The sequence below is a fragment of the Lactococcus cremoris subsp. cremoris NBRC 100676 genome, assembly GCF_001591705.1.
Taxonomy (GTDB): domain Bacteria; phylum Bacillota; class Bacilli; order Lactobacillales; family Streptococcaceae; genus Lactococcus; species Lactococcus cremoris.
This window is the reverse complement of record NZ_BCVK01000008.1, coordinates 17,661-36,862: the sequence shown is the minus strand read 5'-3', so window position 1 is coordinate 36,862 and position 19,202 is coordinate 17,661. Positions and strand designations below refer to the sequence as shown.

Annotated in this window: 18 protein-coding genes and 1 pseudogene; 14 read left to right on the top strand and 5 right to left on the bottom strand. The window is 36.2% G+C overall.

Translation table 11 applies throughout. From position 1 onward, the window contains the following. Positions 1-3: 3 nt before the first annotated feature. From LLA01S_RS02320 to recD2, 6 genes are all read left to right on the top strand, one after another. Positions 4-1,068 carry a prephenate dehydrogenase gene (locus LLA01S_RS02320; protein WP_011676740.1) on the top strand — a complete coding sequence of 355 codons (1,065 nt, stop codon included), beginning with the start codon at positions 4-6 and terminating at the stop codon, positions 1,066-1,068. Positions 1,069-1,188: 120 nt separating this feature from the next. Further along, positions 1,189-2,481, top strand: coding sequence for a 3-phosphoshikimate 1-carboxyvinyltransferase (gene aroA, locus LLA01S_RS02315; RefSeq protein ID WP_061777785.1), 1,293 nt, complete (start codon positions 1,189-1,191; stop codon positions 2,479-2,481). Positions 2,482-2,504: 23 nt separating this feature from the next. After that, the gene (locus tag LLA01S_RS02310; RefSeq protein ID WP_011676738.1) at positions 2,505-2,993 is read left to right on the top strand and encodes a shikimate kinase; all 489 of its coding nucleotides are present in this window, start codon (positions 2,505-2,507) and stop codon (positions 2,991-2,993) included. Between the two features lies 1 nt (position 2,994). Continuing rightward, the gene (pheA, locus tag LLA01S_RS02305) at positions 2,995-3,834 is read left to right on the top strand and encodes a prephenate dehydratase (protein WP_011676737.1); all 840 of its coding nucleotides are present in this window, start codon (positions 2,995-2,997) and stop codon (positions 3,832-3,834) included. A 2-nt stretch (positions 3,835-3,836) separates the two neighbouring features. Beyond that, positions 3,837-4,430 (top strand): histidine phosphatase family protein, encoded by a 594-nt coding sequence (locus LLA01S_RS02300; protein ID WP_061777784.1) that lies wholly within the window; start codon positions 3,837-3,839, stop codon positions 4,428-4,430. Next, on the top strand, positions 4,427-6,928 hold the full coding sequence (gene recD2, locus LLA01S_RS02295) for an SF1B family DNA helicase RecD2 (RefSeq protein WP_061777783.1): 2,502 nt from the start codon (positions 4,427-4,429) through the stop codon (positions 6,926-6,928). Before LLA01S_RS02300 ends, recD2 begins: the two co-directional genes overlap by 4 nt. Positions 6,929-7,021: 93 nt before the next feature. Here the strand turns inward: recD2 and rpsT are convergent, their stop codons facing one another. Then, the gene (gene rpsT / locus LLA01S_RS02290) at positions 7,022-7,255 is read right to left on the bottom strand and encodes a 30S ribosomal protein S20 (RefSeq protein WP_011676734.1); all 234 of its coding nucleotides are present in this window, start codon (positions 7,253-7,255) and stop codon (positions 7,022-7,024) included. A 329-nt stretch (positions 7,256-7,584) separates the two neighbouring features. On the opposite strand from rpsT, the gene LLA01S_RS02285 reads away from it, so the two are divergent. The 3 genes from LLA01S_RS02285 (at position 7,585) to LLA01S_RS02275 (ending at position 10,018) form a co-directional block, all read left to right on the top strand. Further along, a complete protein-coding gene (locus tag LLA01S_RS02285; protein WP_061777782.1) occupies positions 7,585-8,097 on the top strand; it encodes an HD domain-containing protein in 513 nt (170 codons plus the stop codon). A 179-nt stretch (positions 8,098-8,276) separates the two neighbouring features. Beyond that, positions 8,277-9,191: a diacylglycerol/lipid kinase family protein gene (locus tag LLA01S_RS02280; RefSeq protein WP_011676732.1), complete on the top strand. Its 915-nt coding sequence runs from the start codon at positions 8,277-8,279 to the stop codon at positions 9,189-9,191. A gap of 113 nt (positions 9,192-9,304) precedes the next feature. Continuing rightward, positions 9,305-10,018, top strand: a complete 714-nt coding sequence (locus LLA01S_RS02275) for a Bax inhibitor-1/YccA family protein (protein WP_021165613.1) — start codon at positions 9,305-9,307, stop codon at positions 10,016-10,018. 76 nt (positions 10,019-10,094) lie between these two features. On the opposite strand, the gene LLA01S_RS02270 is transcribed toward LLA01S_RS02275, so the two are convergent. The 4 genes and pseudogenes from LLA01S_RS02270 to LLA01S_RS02255 all read right to left on the bottom strand — a co-directional run bounded on the left by LLA01S_RS02270 (position 10,095) and on the right by LLA01S_RS02255 (position 14,050). Further along, complete coding sequence (locus tag LLA01S_RS02270) at positions 10,095-10,778, bottom strand: LutC/YkgG family protein (RefSeq protein ID WP_061777781.1); 684 nt, start codon at positions 10,776-10,778, stop codon at positions 10,095-10,097. Between the two features lie 2 nt (positions 10,779-10,780). Next, a pseudogene (locus LLA01S_RS02265) lies at positions 10,781-12,253 on the bottom strand (LutB/LldF family L-lactate oxidation iron-sulfur protein). Between the two features lie 9 nt (positions 12,254-12,262). Continuing rightward, positions 12,263-13,033 (bottom strand): (Fe-S)-binding protein, encoded by a 771-nt coding sequence (locus tag LLA01S_RS02260; RefSeq protein ID WP_011676729.1) that lies wholly within the window; start codon positions 13,031-13,033, stop codon positions 12,263-12,265. Positions 13,034-13,213: 180 nt separating this feature from the next. Further along, positions 13,214-14,050, bottom strand: a complete 837-nt coding sequence (locus LLA01S_RS02255; RefSeq protein WP_011676728.1) for a Cof-type HAD-IIB family hydrolase — start codon at positions 14,048-14,050, stop codon at positions 13,214-13,216. Positions 14,051-14,355: 305 nt separating this feature from the next. Here LLA01S_RS02255 and LLA01S_RS02250 point away from each other — a divergent pair, with 305 nt between their 5' ends. From LLA01S_RS02250 to LLA01S_RS02235, 5 genes are all read left to right on the top strand, one after another. Continuing rightward, entirely contained in the window at positions 14,356-15,777 is a 1,422-nt protein-coding gene (locus tag LLA01S_RS02250; protein WP_011676727.1) for an NCS2 family permease, read from the top strand. Positions 15,778-15,969: 192 nt separating this feature from the next. Continuing rightward, positions 15,970-16,206 carry an alpha/beta hydrolase gene (locus LLA01S_RS12845; protein ID WP_250638220.1) on the top strand — a complete coding sequence of 79 codons (237 nt, stop codon included), beginning with the start codon at positions 15,970-15,972 and terminating at the stop codon, positions 16,204-16,206. 38 nt (positions 16,207-16,244) lie between these two features. Next, positions 16,245-16,832: an alpha/beta hydrolase gene (locus LLA01S_RS02245; protein WP_250638196.1), complete on the top strand. Its 588-nt coding sequence runs from the start codon at positions 16,245-16,247 to the stop codon at positions 16,830-16,832. A gap of 154 nt (positions 16,833-16,986) precedes the next feature. Continuing rightward, positions 16,987-18,072 (top strand): YdcF family protein, encoded by a 1,086-nt coding sequence (locus LLA01S_RS02240; protein WP_061777780.1) that lies wholly within the window; start codon positions 16,987-16,989, stop codon positions 18,070-18,072. A 74-nt stretch (positions 18,073-18,146) separates the two neighbouring features. Continuing rightward, positions 18,147-19,130 carry a competence protein CoiA gene (locus tag LLA01S_RS02235; RefSeq protein WP_032950503.1) on the top strand — a complete coding sequence of 328 codons (984 nt, stop codon included), beginning with the start codon at positions 18,147-18,149 and terminating at the stop codon, positions 19,128-19,130. Positions 19,131-19,202 lie beyond the last annotated feature (72 nt).

Genomic DNA, 19,202 nt, shown 5'->3' with positions numbered 1-19,202 from the left:
AGAATGAAAAAGATATTAATTATAGGTCTCGGACTGATTGGAAGTTCTATAGCCCTAGGCATAAAAAAAGCTCATCCTGAGTTTGAAATTCTTGGTTCGGACCGTGAAGAAGTTGAAAATATTGCTCAAAAACGTGGAATTATTGATTCTAAGGTCGAATTAGTTAAAGGAGCCCAAGAAGCAGATATTATTATTTTAGCTGTACCAATTTCAGCGACTCTGGAGCTTTTAAAGCAAATTGCAACGTTTGATTTAAAAGATGGACTTTTGATTACTGATGCTGGTTCAACTAAGAGTGAGATTGTCAAGCTAGCTAATCAACTTTTTTCTGGGACAAAAGTAAAATTTATCGGAGGACATCCGATGGTTGGCTCTCATAAATCAGGAGTAATGGCAGCAGATATTAATTTATTTGAAAATGCTTATTATGTTTTGACAGAAGAAAGTCAAGAATTAAGAGAATTACTTAAGGGACTTCATGCTAAATTTATTATTTTAGATGCCAAGGAACATGATAAAGTAACGGGGCAAGTGTCTCATTTTCCACATATTTTGGCTTCAACTCTGGTCTGGCAATCAGACGATTATGCTAAAGAGCATCCTTTAGTCAAACATTTAGCTGCTGGAGGTTTTCGTGATTTAACGAGAATCGCTGAGGCTGACAGCTTAATGTGGACTAGTGTTTTATTATCAAATCCAGAAATTACGATTGACAGAATAGAAAATTTCAAAAAACAATTAGATGGAATAGCTCAAAAAATTGCTAATAGAGATTCCCAAGCTATTGAACACTTTTTTGAAGAAGGTAAAAAGATTCGACAAGCCATGGAAATTCATAAAGGGGCACTGCCAAACTTTTATGATTTATTCATCTCGGTTCCCGATGAAAAAGGAGTTGTTTTACGAGTTTTAGCACTCTTACAGGATTTTTCGATTACAAATATCAAAATTAATGAAGAAAATCGTGAAGATATTCATGGTCAACTGCAAATCTCTTTTAAACGAGCAGAAGATTTGCAAGAGGCGTGTGAAATTATTGAAAAAGCAACTGATTTTACAGTTGTTTGATAAAGGTTAAAGATCTGACATTCTTAGTCTTAAAATCTTAGGAAGAAATGATAAAAATAAGAGGGCCTTGAGCGCCCTTTTATGCTATAATAAATACTAAAAAATGTTTAGGAAAATAAAATGAAATTAAAAATAAATTCACAAGGGTTAAAAGGGCATTTAAAGGTTCCAGGAGATAAATCAATTTCACATCGAAGCATTATGTTTGGCTCAATTGCCAAAGGAAAAACAATCATTCATGATATTTTGCGTGGCGAAGATGTTTTATCGACCATTGAAGCCTTTCGAGCTTTAGGAGTTGAGATTGAGGACGATGGTCAAGTTATTACTGTCCATGGTCAGGGGATTTCGAAACTTAAAGAGCCAGAAAAAGCACTGGATATGGGAAATTCTGGAACTTCAACTCGTCTTTTATCGGGTATTTTAGCAGGGCTTCCTTTTGAAACTACGTTGTTTGGGGATGATAGTTTATCCAAAAGACCGATGGACCGTGTCGCAACTCCGCTTCAAATGATGGGGGCTGAAATAGTTGGACAAACTGATAAGGTTAAATTACCGATGACAATCAAAGGAAGTGCCCATTTAAAAGCAATCGATTATGTCCTTCCAGTCGCTTCGGCCCAAGTAAAATCGGCGGTAATTTTTGCTGCTTTACAAGCAGAAGGACTGACAAAAGTTGTTGAGAAGGAAAAAACACGCTCACATACAGAAGAAATGTTAGTTCAATTTGGCGGAGAAATTAAAGTTTCTGATAAAACCAGTCTTGTTCCTGGCGGGCAAAAACTTATGGGGCAAGAGGTGACAGTTCCTGGTGACATTAGTTCAGCAGCCTTTTGGCTTGTAGCTGGCTTAGTTGTTGAAAATTCAGAACTTATCTTGGAAAATGTTGGAATTAATGAAACAAGAACGGGTATTTTAGAAGTCATTCAGGCAATGGGTAGCCAGTTGGAAATTTTAGAGCAAGATGAGGTGGCAAAAGCCGCGACTCTAAAAGTAAAAGCGAGTCAACTTAAGGGAACTGAAATATCGGGTGATTTAATTCCAAGATTAATTGATGAATTACCAATTATTGCGCTTTTGGCTACACAAGGCGAAGGTAAAACAATTATTCGCGATGCGGCTGAACTTAAAGTTAAAGAAACCGACCGGATTGCTGTTGTGGCTGATGCACTCAATAGTATGGGGGCAAATATTGAACCAACAGATGATGGAATGATTATTCAAGGTGGAACAAAATTGCATGCTCCAGAAAATGCAATTAATACTTTAGGTGATCACAGAATTGGGATGATGGTTGCAATTGCTGCACTTTTAGTTGAAAATGGTGAAATTGAACTTGAACGAGCTGAGGCCATTCAAACGAGCTATCCAAGTTTCTTTGATGATTTAGAAAAATTGTCAGAAAATCTTTGAAATTAAATGATAGGAAGTAAAAAATGAGTATCATTTTAATTGGATTTATGGGTGCCGGAAAATCAACGGTGGCAAAACTTTTAGCAGAAGAATTTACTGATTTAGATAAGTTGATTGAAGAAGAGATTGAAATGCCAATTGCCACTTTTTTTGAATTATTTGGAGAAGCTGATTTTCGTAAAATTGAAAATGAGGTTTTTGAGCTTGCTGTTCAAAAAGATATTATTATCGCAACTGGTGGAGGAATCATAGAAAATCCAAAGAATTTAAATGTTCTTGATAGAGCATCACGAGTTGTATTTTTGACTGCTGATTTTGATACTTTATGGAAGAGAATTTCCATGGATTGGCAGAATGTTCGACCTTTAGCTCAAGACAAAGAAGCTGCTCAACTTTTATTTGAAAAAAGAATGAAAGACTATTCATTGGTTGCGGATTTAACAATTGATGTGACCGATAAAAGTCCAGAGCAGATTGCAGAGCTGATTAGAGAAAAGTGGGAAATAGAGTAGGATGAAATTTGCATATTTAGGTCCACGAGGTTCTTTTTGCTCAGTCGTAGCCGAAGCAGCTTTTAAATCTGAGGAGTTGTACTCTTATGCAACTATTTTGGATGTCATTGAAGCTTATAATGAAGGCGAATGTGATTTTGCACTAGTTCCTATTGAAAATTCAACTGAAGGAACGGTCAATATGAGCATTGATAAAATTTTTCATGATTCAAATGCCAAGGTTGTGGCCGAGTTTGTTCTTCCAATTTCTCAAAATTTATTGGCAGTTTCTAAAGAACAAAAAATTGAGCATATTTACTCTCATCCTCAAGCTTTGGCTCAAACGAGAGTTTATTTGAGAAAATTTTATCCTCAGGCGCAGGTGGAAATTACTGAGTCCACTTCGGCAGCGGCTGAGTTTGTGAAAAATAATCCGAACTTGCCCGCAGCAGCGGTGGCAAATTCTTTTGCAGCTAAAATGTATGATTTGGAATTTATTGCTGAAAATATTCAAGATTTGGCGGGGAATTCGACTCGATTCTGGTTACTAGGAAAAGAAAAGCAATCCTTTGATTTAAATCAAACAAAGGATAAGGTGACTTTGGCTTTGACGCTACCTGACAATTTGCCAGGAGCATTGCACAAAGCAATTTCTGTTTTTGCTTGGCGTGATATTGACATGACTAAAATTGAGTCACGTCCTTTAAGGACACGTTTGGGACAGTACTTTTTTATTATTGATTTAGAAAATAATGCAACGAACAGTTTAAAGATTCCTTATGCTCTTGAAGAATTGGCAGGTTTGGGAGTAAATGTTCGATTGTTAGGAAATTATTCAGTATATTCATTAGGTGAGGTGTAAAGGTGAGAATTTATTTTGTACGACATGGTAAAACGGAGTGGAATTTGGCATGGCGTTTGCAGGGACAAAAGGGAGACTCACCTTTATTGCCAGAATCTTATGAGGCAATTAAACGTGTTCATAAGTTTTTAGAACCGATTGAATTTGACAAGGTTTTATCAAGCCCTCAAAAAAGAGCTTTGACAACGGCAGATTTACTGACCAATCAGTCTGTAAGTACTGACAAGAGATTATCAGAATGGAATTTTGGTGAATTAGAGGGTTGGTTCATTCGTGATGCAATCGCTAAGTACCCTAAGGAAATGCATGATTCTCGCTTTGAATTAGATCAATTTGATGGAAGTGCTTTTGGGGCTGAATCAGTTACTTCAGTTTTGGCACGCTTTGATTCTTTGGCTGAGGACTTATTGAATTCTAAAATGGACAATGTACTTTTAGTTGGTCACGGAGCTTCTGGGACGGCTGGAATGCGACATTTGGCTGGATTCCCAATCGCTGAATTACGTTCTGTTGGCGGTCTAGCGAATAATACAGTTACAGTTTTGGAATCAAATGGTAGTCATTTTGATTTGAAAATTTGGGATAAACAGCTATGACGGATAAAACTTATGTTACAGGCTCAATTGAAGCTATTTTTTTCTCTAATCCAAGCAATTTTTATAAAGTTTTATTAATTGAGATTGATGAAACAAATGCTGAATATGATGATTTTGAAATTGTGGTCAATGGGACAATTGGCGATGTGGTCGAAGGGGATTCTTATACTTTTTATGGGCAATTAACCCAGCATCCAAAGTATGGGGAACAATTGCAAGTCAGTCAATATGAAAAGGCTGTACCAACGTCTGGTGCTGGTTTGGTCAAGTATTTTTCATCAGATAAATTTCCAGGGATTGGTAAAAAAACGGCAGAGAAAATTGTTGAAACTTTTCCTGAAAATACGGTAGATTCTATTTTAGAAGCGCCTGAGAAATTGGATGGTTTATTAACTCTAGCCAGAAAAAATTCATTTATCAAACGTTTGCGTGAAAATCATGGTATGGAAAAAGTGCTGACCAAGCTTGCGGAGTATGGCTTGCCAAGTAAACTCACTTTTCAAATTTATGAGTTGTACAAAGAGGAAACGATTGAAAAAATTGAGGAAAATCCTTATCAACTTGTGGAAGAAGTTAAAGGGGTGGGCTTTAAAACTGCCGATAAAATTGCGAGTGAACTAGGGATTGAAGCGGATAGTCCAAATCGTTTTCGAGCGGCTTTGATGCATGAGGTCAATACGCATTCGCAAGCAACGGGTGACACTTATATTGAAGCTAAAAACTTGCTGGAATTGACGATTGATTTACTTGAAGAAGCCAGAAATATTGAGGTCAATCCAGCTGAAGTTGCTGCGGAAATAAATGGTTTAATTGTTGATGGAAAAGTACAGCAAGAAGGAACGAAAATATTTGAAAATTCCTTGTTTTTTGCTGAAGACGGTATCCGAAAATCACTGACAGCCTTAACTAATCGTTTGGGAAAAGATTTTGCTGACGAAAAGTTACTGACAGTTTTGGAAGAGGTAGAAAAAGATTTAGAGATTACTTATGATGAACTTCAGAAACAGGCCATCATTGGAGCGATGAATCAGCAATTTTTCATTTTGACTGGGGGACCAGGAACGGGGAAAACAACGATTATTAATGGTTTCATTGAAACTTATGCCCGTCTTTATCAGTTAGATTTAGACCCTGACCATTATAATGATGACGTTTTTCCTATTTTATTGGCGGCACCGACTGGTCGCGCTTCAAGACGGATGAATGAGTTGACTGGACTTCCAGCAGCAACAATTCATCGGCACTTAGGCTTAGGGCAAGATGAGGCAGAAGATGCGCTTGGTAATGAGTTGTCAGGTTCACTTTTGATTGTCGATGAATTTTCAATGGTTGATACTTGGCTAGCCAACAAACTTTTTCAAGCCATTCCTGGTTCAATGAAAGTCCTTCTCGTTGGCGATGCTGACCAACTTCCTTCTGTGGGCCCTGGACAAATTTTTGCAGATTTATTAAAAATTCCAGAAATTCCGTCAGTAAAATTGGATAAGATTTTTCGTCAGGGAGATGATTCAACGATTACCGATTTGGCTCATCATATCAAAGATGGACAATTACCTGCAGATTTTACGGTGAAAAAAACTGACCGTTCTTATTTTGAAGTGAGTGCTAATTTTGTACCACAAACGGTGGAGCAAATTGCTAGTGCTTGGCAAAAAAGAGGAAATAATCCTTTTGAATTACAAATTTTAGCGCCCATGTATAAAGGGGCCGCTGGGATTAATGCAATGAATATTCTCTTGCAAAATCTCTTTAATCCGCTTAATGACCGGCTTGAATTTGTTTTGGGTGATATAAAATTTCGTGAAGGAGATAAAGTATTACATTTAGTCAATGACGCTGAGGCCAATGTATTCAATGGAGATTTAGGACAAATTGTTGAATTGATTGCAGCAAAATATACTGACAGTAAACAAGATGAGATTGTGATGGATTTTGATGGTCAAGAATTGACCTATCCCAGATCTGAATGGTATAAAATTACGCTTGCTTATGCCATGTCTATCCATAAATCCCAAGGTTCGGAATTTTCAACGGTCATCGTCCCGATGGTCTCTTCTTATTCACGGATGTTAGAGCGAAATTTACTCTATACAGCAATCACGAGGGCAAAGCAAAGCTTAATTTTATTGGGTGAAGAGCGTGCCTTTGCTCAGGCTGTGGCGCGTGAAGGAGCTAATCGAAAAACTTTTCTTGTTGAGCGTTTTAAGGATGATAAGCCTGCAGCTGAAAATCTGTCAGTAGATTCCTTAACTAAAAAAGTTACTGACAAGAAGGAAATATCTAACAAAGAGAAAAATTTTGGATCAGTAGCAGACTTAAACTTAGAAAACTTTTCTGTCAGAAAAAAAACAGCACCAAAAGTTGAGGAAATTTCATTATTTTATGAAGAAACTGAAAGTTTGGGGAATGGAATTCTAACAGAAGCGCTAATTTTATCTGGCAATTTTGATCCCTTAATTGGATTGACTGAGCAAGATTTTGCGATTTTTAATAAATAGATAAAAAGACTGACAGAAATTTCTGTCAGTCTTTTTATCTTCGTCAGTAATTTTGGATATAAAAAAATCTGTCAAAGAGACAGAAATTTTTTCTTAGCCAAGTTTAGCAGCAAGACGTGCTTTATCGCGTGAAGCTTTGTTAGCGTGGATAAGGCCTTTAGATGCAGCTTTATCAATTGTTGAAGAAGCAGCTCTGTAAAGTTCTTCTGAAGGTGCAGCTTCAAATTTTTTGATAAGAGTACGCATTGCAGATTTTTGTTGTGCATTGCGTTCGTTCGCGATTTTATTCAATTCAGCACGTTTGATTGCAGATTTAATGTTTGCCATTTTAGTCTCCTTTTATTACTTTTCATAGAAAAGCGGTTGATGTATGTCCCAGGTGGGCACACTACACCCTCCAAGATTTTTCTAATACCTATCAATTATACAGGAATTTTGAATTTTTGTAAACTCTTGACCTTTATTTTTTTTGAAAAAAGTCGAAAAATACTTTTGGAAAATAATAAATAAATAAAAGCTGAAATAAGATAAAGAAGGGAATTTTCAAAATTTTACAAGCATTAAAAATAAATTTCTAAGCATTTAAAAAGAAAAATTTAATCTAAAAAGAGAGGATATTGTATTGACAAAGAGAATTAACGTGTTATAATCAAGTCATGAATTTAGATGAAAAGCCGTGGTTTAACGACGCAGAATATATGAGTTATGTCGGTCATCTGTTAGAAATGGATGAGCTAAAAAAGCTTGATGGGATTACACATCACTATACTTCAACACGCTTGCAACACTGCTTGCGGGTAAGTTATGTCTCTTATCTCATTGCGAAAAAACGTGGCCTCAATGCCAAAGCAACAGCTAGAGCTGGACTTTTGCATGACCTTTTCTATTATGATTGGCGCAATACAAAATTTTCTAAAAGCCATGCCTATGTGCATCCGCATATTGCTTACCGTAATGCGCGCAAGCTGACTACTCTGTCAGACCTTGAGAAAGATATCATCATAAAACATATGTTCGGTGCGACAATCAATCCGCCACGCTATAAAGAAAGTTGGATTGTTACTGCTGTTGATAAATATGTAGCTACCCTTGAAGGGTCAGTTAACCTTAAATACAAATGGAATCGTCGTAAGCATTTTAAACGTTTACCTTATTTCAGTATTGACTAAAAAAAGAAAATAAAAGCCTATCAATTGATGGGCTTTTTTAATTTACTGACAGTTTTGAGAAATTTTTCTAGGGAGCTTGTCAGTAAAAAGAAACAAGTCTCATCAGAGATTCTTCAGACTATGTTAGAATTATAGTGTAAGATATAGATTCCGTATCAATAAAATAAGGAGGTGAGTCTATGAAAAAAGTAAAGGTATTTTATAATGAAAATTCGGGAAATAATGATGAAGACAAAGTTTTAAAAAAGATTAAGGATTTTTTTGCGAGACCAGAAAACTCAGACTCCCAAGTTGATTTTATTAATCCAGAAAGTCCTGAGGACGCCATTCATTTGGCCAAAAAAGTAAGTCAGGAGCAAACCGATTTAGTGATTGCTCTTGGAGGTGATGGCACAATCAATAAAATTTGTGGCGGTGTGTTTGAAGGTGGAGCCAAACCGATTTTAGGAATTGTACCAAATGGAACGGTCAATAATTTGTCAAAATCACTTCATATTCCACAAGATTTAGAAGAAGCACTTGATAATTTAAATCATGGAGAAATTCAAAAATTTGATATTGCTAAAGTCAATAATGATTATATGACTTCTAGTCTGACCATGGGAATTTTGGCAGATATTGCTCAAAATGTGAGCGGTTCTGAGAAGAAAAAATTTGGTCCTTTAGCTTATCTTAAGGACGCCTACAAGGTGATTCGCTATAATAAAACGTATCGCATCAAAGTTAAGTATAATGGAAAAACGAAATCTTTAAGAACAAAACTATTATTGATTACAATGACGGATACGATAGGAGGAATGCAAGCTTTAGCACCAAAAGCCAAAGTGGACGATGGACTTATCCGCGTTTATTCACTGAAAGAGATTAATTTGTTCAATATCCTCTTTCATTTGAATAAACTTCGTAGAGGTAAATTTGAAGACTTTATGGAAATGACTCATTTTGACACGGATCATTTAGAAATTCTCACACATTCAAAGAAAAAGAAAGACAATCCTTATTCAAGAATTGATGGGGATAAAAGTGACCCGCTTCCATTAGATATTAAAGTTTATCGAAAAGCCCTGACAACCCTCGTTCCTAAAAAGGAATAAGCGTTTGGTCAGTAAATAATAGAAATAAAAAATCAGACCTAAGACTGATGACAAAAAGAGCAAATTTTGATAAAATAGTCTTAGAATTAAATTAAAAAGGGAGGCCAAATATAATGAAAAATATGAATGACAATGATGTTATCTTTGACCAACGAAGCGACGGATTGAATGCATTTTTTAGTAAGATTTATGCATTGATGGGAGCAGGAGTATTAGTTTCTGCATTAGTTTCTTGGATCATGATTACATTTTTCTTAGATAACATGAGAGCAATTCTCCAAAGTGGAAGTTTATTCTTCCTTGTACTCTGGATTATTCCATTAGTGATGGTGGTATCACTTCAAGGTTTAGCAATGAAAAACTCAAAAATGGCATTACCGATTTTTATCGGATATGCAGCATTTATGGGATTCTTGATTAGCTTCACTCTTTTGATGTATACCGCAACTGATATTACCTTAGCTTTTATTACAGCATCAGCAATGTTCTTTGGTTTATCTGTTTATGGACGATTTACTAAACGTAATTTATCTGGTATGGGTAAAGCTTTGGGTGTCGCAGTTTGGGGCTTGATTGTCGCAATGTTGCTTAATCTCTTCTTTGCTAGTACCGGACTTACAATCCTTATTAGCCTAGTAGGTGTTGTGATTTTCTCAGGTTTGATTGCTTGGGATAATCAAAAAATTACACAAGTTTATAATGCACACAATGGACAAGTGAGTGATGGTTGGGCAATTTCAATGGCACTTTCACTTTACCTTGATTTTATCAACATGTTCCTCTTCCTGCTCCGTCTTTTCGGTATCGCAGGTGGAAATCGCGATTAAAAATAAAAATTACTGACAAAAATTCTGTCAGTAAAAATAATAATAAAAGCTCTGCTATCAGCAGAGCTTTTTTATTTTATAAATCCTTAACAATCACATAGTTAATTTTTAGAGGACCGTGAAGGCCGACTACAAGTTGCATTTCAATATCTCCAGAATTTGAAGGACCAGAAATAAAGTGAATAGTGGAACCAGGCTTCTTATTTTTATCAAACCAGTCAGCAGCTTGAGTAAAACGAGGCAACATCCGACTTAATGGAATCACAGAAATATAATGCGTAGGTAGAAAATGCAATGACCGCCCCTGACCGGCTTCAGACTCGACCACGATGGTTGCCGATTCAGCAAGGAAAAATTTGGGAACAGCTACAACAACATTAGAATTTTGAGCGGCTGTGATATTTTCATCACGAAATTCTTTGCCGATTTTCCATTTCACCAAGTTTTCAGAGTTAACATTTACCCCTAAATTTTTAAATTTATCTGTTGTAGGAATCATGACTTGTCCACCACCAGATTTTTCAATTAATTGACGAATGACTTCATTCATTTCAGAAGAAGTTGTTTCAACTAAATTTGCGGAGACTCGTTCGGATTGAACCTTGGAAATTTCTAACAATTCATCAGAAGTCAAATCAGCTAAATGAGTCTCAGGCAAATCTGAAATTGGCACATAAGGCTCAAAGGGAAGTTCCACACCGCCACTTTTTTCAAACAAAGTTTCCAAGAATTTTGTACGATTTTCAATAGTTCCAGTCATTTTTATTTACCTGCCTTATGTTTTTTATACCACTGACGGAATTGATCTTTGTGCGGAGGGGCAATTGGTAAATCGCGCACATCCGTCCAACCTTTGGCTAATGCTGGCGCTTTTCTGACCGCACCATATTCAAAAATTGAACCTTCGACAGTGACTTCTTTAGCTTTAGGTAAGACATTCAGACCCGTATGCGCCATATTGATAGCCATGCCAAACAAAGCTGGACAGCTCGTTCCTCTCCCAATCGTATTCATTTCAAAATTAACAAAAGATCCGTCATGATGCATATTGAGATCATCTTCCATGACCTTACGATGTTCAATCAAAAGTTCATGCAAAGGAATTTTGACAGGACAAGTTTCGGTACAAGCCCCACAAAGCGTTGAGGCGTAAGGTAAATTGCCATATTGCTCATAACCACCCAAAACAGGCGATAAGACAGAACCGATTGGTCCTGGATAAATCGAACCATAAGCATGTCCACCAATTTGACGATAGACTGGGCAAACATTCAGACAAGCCCCACAGCGGATACATTGTAAAACAGCTTCAAAAGCAGTCCCAATCGCATTTGAGCGTCCATTATCAACAATAACAACATGAAAGTCCTCAGGACCGTCAGACTCATCATCAGCCTGCTGACCAGCAAAAGTGACATAAGTCGTCAGTTTTTGGCCAACGGCAGAACGAGCCAGCATATTATCCAAAATTTCGGCTTCTTTGATAGAGGGAACAATTCTTTCCATTCCCATCAGAACAATTTGTGTCTTAGGAATTGAAATCGTTAAATCAGCATTTCCTTCATTGGTAGACAGATTAATATCGCCCGTATTGGCAATGGCAAAGTTACAACCGGTAATTCCGACTTCAGATTTTAAGAAAAGCTTACGCATGGTATCTCTAGCACAGCGAGCCAAATTAACTGGATTATTGTCTCCTTCATATCCCAATTTTTTAGCAAATATTTCGCGGATTTGGTCGCGGTTTTTGTGCAAAGCTGGAAAAACAATATGTGAAGGCTCATCCCAGTCGGCTACTTACAAAATAAATTCGGCAAGGTCGGTTTCTAAAATATCCATATCGTCAGCCAGTGAGACCAACATTGGATCAATATCCACTTCGGTAGTCACCATCGATTTTGATTTGACAATCTTTTTTGCATTTTTTTCAAGAACAATGCGTTTAACATAATCATTGGCTTCTTTAGCATCAGCAGCAAAGAAGACGTGACCACCACGAGCGGCCACATTATCTGAAAACTCTGTCAGATAATGGGGTAGATATTTCAAAGTATGTTGACGAATTGATTCTGCGATATTGCGCCATTCCTGCCAATTACCTAGTTCATCACGTGCTGATTCTCTCTTGTCCCATTGGGCATCTTGTGCTTTTGCTACCGCGGCCTTGGCAAATTGGTCTTTTTTACTTTCTTCTAAACGTTCAGCGAAAGTTTTTGTACTTGTTGAAAGTCCCATTTTCTCCCCCTATGCTCTTATGAATTCTGGATTTTTCACAGTATCGATTCGTTCCAAATCAACATTTGTGTTTAAAATTTCGGCGATATGCATCACTCTTATTTTTTTGCCTTCACGATTTAGTTTTCCAGCAATATTCATCAAACAACCAAGGTCGGCAGATATTAAAATTTCAGCACCTGTTGATAAGATATCATTTGTTTTTTCAGTGACCATCATTTCCGAAATTTCAGGAGATTTAACTGAGAAAGTTCCACCAAAACCACAACAATTTTCTAAATGAGGAAGAGGTAGAACTTCAAGACCTTTCACTTTATCTAATAAGATAAATGGCGCTTCTCGTTCGCCTAAGATTCTTGTCATGTGGCAAGAACGATGATAAGTGGCCTTTTCACCGTTAAAAGTTGCGCCAAGGTCCTCAAGACCTAGGACACGGTAAATAAATTGGGTAAATTCATAAGATTTATTGGCCAAATCAATGGCTTTTTGCTTATAAGGGTCACCTTCATCAAACATATGAGGATATTCTGTAAACATCCCTGAGCAAGAACCAGCAATACCAACAACATAATCAGAAGATTCAAAGGCATCAATCTGATTTTTGATTGTTGGCATAGATTCTTTGACTAAGCCAGAATTATAAGTGGGCTGTCCACAGCAAATTTGTCCTTCTGGTAAATCTGTTTCAATCCCTAAACGTTCAAGGACTTCAACCATTGCAATTCCAACTTGTGGAAACATTAGGTCCATCACACAAGTGGAGAATATTGAAACTTTCATAAGTGCTCCTTAGTATTTTGAAATCTTTGTTAAATATTGGACATTTTCTAGAGATGTATGCTCTTTCATTATAAGCCGATTCATTTACATTTTCAAAAAATGGAGCTGTCAAAAGAATTTGACAGACTGTTGTTTATTGGGATAGATTAAAAAAATACCAGTCAGAGACTGGTATAAGCATCATTTATTGGGAGTTAAAAAGAGTTTTTCGAGTTGTCTAGCCACCCCATCCTCATCATTTGTCCAAGGAAGAATTTCACTGGCGTAAGGAGTGAGCCTAGCAGAAGCATTTTTCATAGCATAGGCTTGAGGTGCAAGTTTAAACATCTCAATATCATTATGTTCATCACCAAAAGCAATAAGATTTTCTAGCGGGATATCAAGAACTTTAAGAAGGTGATTAAGGCCTGAAGCTTTAGAGATTCCTTTAGGGACGACTTCTAAAATTCCATTTGGACCACCCCAAACGCCCACATCTATTTTGCCATTATAATGACGTTTCATTTCCTCAGCCAAGCCTAATTTATCTTTTTGACGAGTCGAAAGAAGTACCGCGTGGGGATTTTCGGTAACTCGGTCTGCCCGGAGACGGTTATAGGGCTGGAATTTTTCTACACCAAAAAGTTTAGGTTCAACGTTACGGAAAGTGTTTAGAAAGAACTTTCTACGATATTCAACAGCAAAAAAATGTAGATTAAAGTTTTGCTGATGACGCAGAAGGTCAAAAATAAAAGAACGGTCAATATAATAAGACTTAGTGTGTTCCCAGTTTTTATCATTTGGCATTGAAATCAAAGCACCATTAAAATTGATGACCGGGCTAGTCAACTCAAGCTCACGATAAACATCCAAAGACATTCTAAAAGGACGTCCAGTTGTGATGCAAATAATATGTCCAAGTGATTCTACCTGTTTAAAAATATATTTGGTATAACGGCTGATTGAACGTCCATCGGACTGCAAAGTAGTACCATCTAAATCAATCGCAATCAGTTTACGTTCTTTGTAGTTCTCCATTCAAACTCCCCTTAGTCTAAAATTTAGTTATCAATTTATTCATTATAACATAGATATAAGCTGGAAAGGAATTACCCAAGTTCTACGAACAAGAAAGGGCTTTTCAAAAAATTCGTTCGTTATTACCGAACGATTTAAGGATTTGAAGTAATTTTTCTACTAAAAATCTTGTTTCCTTAATCAAAACTGATTAGAATAATAATATAATGTTTTTTATTTTATGACGTGCTTGCTTTTTAAGCAAAGACAACTTTTTATCAAAGGGTTGAAATTTTAATCTTAGACCCTAAAAGGAGAAATTATTCGTGAACAAGTTCTTTAAACTTGAAGAAAACGGCACAACAGTTGGCCGTGAAATAATGGCTGGATTGACTACATTCTTTGCCATGAGTTATATCCTCTTTGTTAACCCACAAGTTTTGGGGACAACAGGGATGCCTGTCCAAGCAGTTTTCTTAGCAACTATTTTAGCTTCTATTGTTGGGACACTTGCAATTGCTTTAATCGCTAATGTTCCTTACGCTCTGGCTCCCGGAATGGGCTTAAATGCTTTCTTTGCTTACACGGTTGTATTGTCACTTGGTTACACTTGGCAAGAGGCCTTGGCAATGGTCTTCATTTGTGGGATAATCAATATTATCATCACTTTTACTTCAATTCGTAAAGCAATCATTCTTGGAATTCCAGAAAGCTTGCAACATGCCATTGGTGGTGGGATTGGGATTTTCATTGCCTACATCGGGATTAAAAACGCTGGAATTTTGCGCTTCATCGCTGACCCAGGAACTTATGTGAACAATCACGGAACAATTACAGCAAATTCATCAATTGTTCCAGAGCTTGTAACTTTTAATAACCCAGGAGTATTGGTAGCACTTGTTGGGATTGTCGTGACAATGTTCTTTGTTATTCGTAAATGGCGCGCAGGTATTTTGCTTTCAATCTTAGTAACAACTATCTTGGCTCTTTTGACTGGCGTGGTTAAAGTTGATGTGAATACTTTATTTGCTGAAAATAATTTGGGGACTGCAATCAATCAAATGGGAACAACCTTTGGTGCAGCATTTGGTCCAAAAGGATTTGGTTCTTTATTCTCTGATTCATCACGTTATATTGAAGTATTAATGACAGTTCTTGCTTTCTCATTGACTTCAATCTTTGACCCAATCGGGACTTTCATCGGAACTGGTCGTGCGACAGGAATCTTTACTGATGAAGATTTGAAAGACATGGAAACAAGCCATGGTTTCTCATCAAAAATGGACAAAGCTTTGTTTGCTGACATGATTGCTACTCCAATCGGAGCAATTTTCGGAACATCAAATACAACCGTTTATGTTGAGTCTGCTGCCGGAATCGGTGCAGGAGGACGTACTGGTCTTGCATCAGTTGTAACAGCAATTATGTTTGCTATCTCAAGCTTGTTCTTGCCACTTCTTGCGATTGTTCCAACACAAGCAACAGCACCAATTTTGATTATCGTTGGGATGATGATGCTTGGTTCATTTAAAGAAATTAAATGGGGTGATTTGACAGAAGCGATTCCTGCTTTCTTCGCCTCAGTATTCATGGGACTTGCTTATTCAATCTCTTATGGGATTGCAGCTGGATTTATCACTTATATCCTTGTCAAATTATTCACCGGAAAAGTGAAAGAAATTAAACCTGTAATTTGGGTCGTTGCTCTCTTGTTCTTAATTAACTTTGCAGTATTGGCTGTCTTATAAACAATAAAAACTCATCAAAAATATTTGATGAGTTTTCTTATTAAAATTTGTAGATTACAATATTAGAAGTGTGAGTATTATTTTAAATAAAACAAATCTATTAGTTATTTGAATGTGGTAAAATTCAAATTTTGAGAAAGAAAAATAGGATATTAAAAATAAAAATAATAAATTGGGAATATTTAATAAATTGTGGTAAAATCAAATCATGAAAAAATCATTTCTCTTATCGTGAGTTTTATTGCAGTCTTTGTTATCGGTATCTTCATTGGTCACTCTATTCTTCCGCCACACCCACTTGTAGCAGCAAAAGACCGTCCTATTTATCCGACGATTTATATTACTGGCTCAAGTGGCTATGCGTCAACGATGGATACAATGATTAATAGTGTTACTGCGGACAAAGATACCCTGCTAAAAAAGGGCTGACAATTGTTGTTGACACAGAACACAATTATTCACTCAAAGTGACTGGAACAATTGACAAACGTAATGCCTATCCGACAATTGAGGTCGGAATGGTCAAAGGAACGAATAATTCCGATAAATATGAAGCCTCATTAATGGCTATCATGTCTTATCTCGGTAAGCATTATAACGTTGCTTATGCCAACGTTTTGGGCTATTCAGCTGGTGGCGGTGGTGTTTACAATTATTTGATTGACCATGGTTATGACCGAAGCCTTCCGCCGATTAAAAAGTTTGTTTCTCTTGATGGTCAGTACAATGCTTGTACGGCACAGCCTGACCAAACGCTTGCACAAGTTCTTGCTGACGGACCCAAAATTAAAACAAAATATTATGATTTTTGGTTGAAAAATTATGAACGTGTGGATAAAAATATCCAAGTTGTGCTACTAGAAGGAGCTTATGATACTAAGAAAGAAACCGACGGTACAGTTCCTTGGGCTGACGGCTTCTCAATTTATCCTTTGCTGATAAAAAATGGAAACTCTGCTACTCATTATCTAATAGAAGGAACAAACACCGAGCATACGGAAATGCCAAGCAATCAAAAAGCAATTGGCTATGTCAAAACCTTCTTTTATGAATAAGCTTTATTTAAAAATGATAAATTGTCTCTATTTGGGGGACAATTTTTTTATAATGTATTTACTATAAAATGACAGATAGTCAGCAAAATACTTCATTTAAATCATAGAGCCTGATGTATTGACAGTTGGCTTTAAGTAACGGTATAATGAAATTATGGATTTGAAAAATGGAATATTTATTTTTGGAACAGTTCTGACAATATTTTTTGCAGGACTGACTACTATTTTCTGGTGGAAAATCAGAAAGTTGAAAGATTTACGGACCTTACGATTGGGGCGCTTATCCTTTTTTGCCCTACTTTTTTTGTGGGTGACGATAAATGGAATTATTGGTTCTGGATTAGCCTTGACAGAATTACAACAAAAAGTACTACTTTGGCTACTTTTTACCGAAGCTTTTATAATATTATTATTGATACCAATGACAATAGGAATTGTTGTTTCCATTAGTATTGTTGTTTTAACGATTAAAATGTGGCGAAGAGAGTCAAAATCCATTGGTAATCTTTTATTGCCTATTGTTGTTTTGGCATTTTTACTAATTGACTGGGTTTATCTGTCTATGGGAAGACTACCAGATAGTTGGATTTGGTTGAAGATTTTAGGAATTGTTTATCCAGTCCTATCAATTTATTTGGCTTGGCAGTTTGGTATTTTCTTTTTATCAAGTTGGGTTTATGGACGACGCGTTCGAAAACAAAGAGCAGCCTATCATGTTGTCTTAGGGGCAGGTCTTATTCAAGGAGAGCATGTTGGAAAATTATTAGGAAATCGAATTTTAGCAGCAGTCAAAGCCGTGCGAGATAATGAAACTATTTTGGTTTTTTCAGGCGGACAAGGTCCAGATGAAAAACTTTCAGAAGCGAGAGCCATGCAAAAATATGCAGTAGAAGTGCTCGGCTTTCCAATTGAGCGAACTATGCTTGAAGACCAATCTAGAACGACATATGAAAACTTGGTTTTTTCTTCTCGCCTAATTAAAGAAAAATTTATGTTTTTCACTTCCGATTATCATGTGTTTCGGGCGGCACTTTTTGCAGCAACTTTAAAAATTGATGCTCAAGGAGGAAAAGGAGGAAAAACAGCGATGTATTATCGTGTTCCCGCCTTTATTCGTGAATTTATTGCAGTTATGAATTATGAAAAGAGAAAACATATTAAATGGGTGGGAATCATTGTTGCTTTTTTCTTTGTTATTGCTATCTTTTCGCAAATCGGTTATCTTTGGAATAATAGATAATAGTAAAAAGTTACTGACAGACTAGTTAGTAACTTTTTTTGTGACAAAATTATATTTTTTTCGTATAAAATATTATGCTGACAGCAATTGATGAAAATAATAAAATAATAAACTTACTGGAATTAGAACGCAAAGAATTGACCGGGAAATTTTATTGTCCTTCTTGTCATGCAGAGCTACTTATTAAAAATGGGCAGATAAAAGTTCTTCATTTTGCCCATAAATCTCTAAAGAGCTGCAATTTATGGTTGGAAAATGAGTCAGAACAGCATTTAGGTTTGAAAAAAATATTATATCAGTGGTTTAAAAGGACTGACAAAGTCGAAATTGAACGCTATTTGCCCGAACTTAACCAAAGACCAGATTTATTAGTAAATGACAAAATCGCTATTGAGATACAATGCTCTCATTTATCTATTAAGCGCCTCAAAGAACGTACAGAAAATTATAAGGCGCATGGCTTTAAAGTGCTTTGGTTGATGGGAAAGGATTTATGGCTGGCTGAACAGGTGACAAAACTTCAAAAAAATTTAGTTTATTTCTCGGAAAATAGAGGATTCTTTTATTGGGAGTTAGATTTTCAGAGGAAAAAATTAAGATTAAAATCTCTTATTCATGAGGATTTACGCGGCAGAATCATTTGCTTACAAGAGGAAATTCCTTTTGGAAAAGGACGACTTATTGCGCATCTACGCTTACCTTATTTGGCGCAAAAACTGGTGAAAATTCCTACTTTTAAAGATCCTAAACTTTCTAGTTTTATTCGTCAGCAATTATACTATCAATCACCAAAATGGATGAAAATTCAAGAAAAATATTATCAAAAAGGAGAAAATTTACTGACGAAAAAATTTGAAGGTCCATACATTGCTCCACTAGGTTTAAATTTACTAGAGAGTTTTACTGACGAAATGACGATCACAACTTTTACTCAGATTGATCAAAATGTTAAGCTTTACTATGAAAATTTTTTAATAAATTTCCAAAGAAATAGCCTTGAAATGCTCTATCCTCCCTGTTTCTATGCTATAATGGGAAAGCAGAAGAAGGAAAAATAATAGGATTTTATTATTTTATTTTATTCTCATTATTATAAGAAATAAGAGTTTTAAGCTAAAAAGGAGTACCAA